Source organism: Paenirhizobium selenitireducens ATCC BAA-1503 (assembly GCF_900492185.1).
GTDB lineage: Bacteria > Pseudomonadota > Alphaproteobacteria > Rhizobiales > Rhizobiaceae > Allorhizobium > Allorhizobium selenitireducens_A.
In genome coordinates this window covers 1-1,803 of record NZ_UEYP01000042.1, presented here as the reverse complement: position 1 = coordinate 1,803, position 1,803 = coordinate 1, and the positions used below count along the sequence as shown (strand labels likewise).

The window sequence follows — 1,803 nt, the reverse complement described above, 5'->3', positions numbered from 1 at the left end:
CGAGGTCTCTCCTGGCCGGTAGTTCGACTTCAGAAACCCGGTTGTTTCGCGCGCAAGTTTGAAGGCAAATGGAGCGTTGTTGTGGCCGCTGGATCGCCGGGTATGCTGGCCGTAGCGCTTGCGCACATCGCGAGTGCGGCCGACATACAGGCTCTTTCCGCCTTCAGAAAACATATAGATTCCCGATCCCTTGATGTCAGGATGCAAGATTGTGTCTGTGACCGGCGCTTGGGCCATGAGGGCTTCGAATTTTGGCTGCAAATTTTCGGTGAATGCCCGGAATATCTCGTGCATGGTGTCCCCAATTATCACTCAAATGCCCGCCTTCTGTTGCGCGCCCAGCGATTCTCGAACGAGGGCACCAATACTCTCGTTTGAATTGCCCGCCGTTTAAGCCGCAGAGGAAGATTCATATTATACCCCATGCCCGAAACCTCCCCCTCCCCGTCATCTCGCGCAGCCCCAGTTCCAAAACAATCCGCCGCGCCGCCTGCGGCGTGACGTCCAGCGTTTTCGCCACCATGCCGGTCGACACGAGCGGACGTGCCATCACCAGCTCGACCAGTTCCGGCAGCTTTGAAGAAGTCCGGCGCCCGTCCAGCTTTCGGTCCATCATTGTCTTCGCCAGCGTCAGCCTGTCATGCTCTTTCAAGCCAATCTCGGCGGCCGCAAGGAGGCCATGGACGATGGCAAGCAGCCGGGTCTCGCGATCGCGATGTCGGCGCCGATCCACCGGGATGGTTTTGAGGCCGGTATTGACGGCGGCGAGATGGGCACCGGTGGTAACGCCGGCCTGGCGCAACATCGACGCGGCCAGCAGCCGGCCGAGCCAGGGCGCGTGCTGGAGGACGGAAAGTTCGTTCCAGGCATCGAGGGTGACGATCGCCTGAAGCGCCGCCGGTAGGTTTTCTGCTTGCCGCAGGACGCCGCGCCATTCGTCGAGCCGCGCGTCCTCGTCCCAGTCGAGATCATAGATCATAGGATCTTTTTCGGCCTCTCCGCCGCAGCCGGGCCGTGTAGCGTTCGCGATCGCCGCCTCCGATCTAGCGAGCACGGCATCGATGGCAGCATAGTCGACGCCGGGAAGATCTTCGCCGCCGTCCGCATCTTCCCCCTCCCCTACCGGATCGATCGCGCCGGCGCGCCGGGTGGTGCCGCCCGCCTCTGTTTTGTCGGCGCCGCTCAACGCCATTGGCTCCGTCTGCCGGAGCGTTCGAATGCCGTCGGCCGAAAGCGCCCAGCCAGGTGGTTGGGCGGCAATGCGCCGGCGGGTACGCAGCACGTCGCGCGCGATTGTCAGCTCATGGGTGGGTGTCCGAATATCCTTCGTGGCGTCGTGGAGGACGAGGTCCTCGAGGTGCACCAATTCGCCGTCGATCCACAGCGAGGCACAGGCATCGGCGAAATTTTGCCGCTCAAGAAGGCCGGCGCCGACTGGCGAGCGAGCAAGGCGCTCGTCGAGACGGGTGAGCGCGATGCCGGCGTCGAAAGCCGGCCGCATCAGGGCTGTCATGCTGATTTTCGTTAGATCGTAAACCATTGATATTATGGTAAATGATTTGTTAAAGGAACGCTATCTGAATATTACAGTTCGCCACATGGTATAGATGCCGGTTGAGATCGTAACTATCGATAAGTAACCCTTATCGGAGGTCAGTTAGTCAGCCTATTGACCAACTTCGGCATGCTGACTATTTTACATATGAATTGCGAGAACGAATAGGGAAGGACTTGTCATGACTGTTACCGTCAAGGTCGCCGAGGCCAAAACGCATCTGTCAGAACTGCTGGCACGCGTCGAGG

At 59.9% G+C, this 1,803-nt stretch carries 2 protein-coding genes; both read right to left on the bottom strand.

What is annotated here, in order from left to right:
* Positions 1-294, bottom strand: a 294-nt coding sequence (locus RHIZ70P_RS22625; RefSeq protein WP_147294060.1) for a GIY-YIG nuclease family protein, incomplete at its 3' end; no start/stop codon positions are given.
* Positions 295-409: 115 nt separating this feature from the next.
* Positions 410-1,549: an RHE_PE00001 family protein gene (locus tag RHIZ70P_RS22620; RefSeq protein WP_115672810.1), complete on the bottom strand. Its 1,140-nt coding sequence runs from the start codon at positions 1,547-1,549 to the stop codon at positions 410-412.
* Positions 1,550-1,803 lie beyond the last annotated feature (254 nt).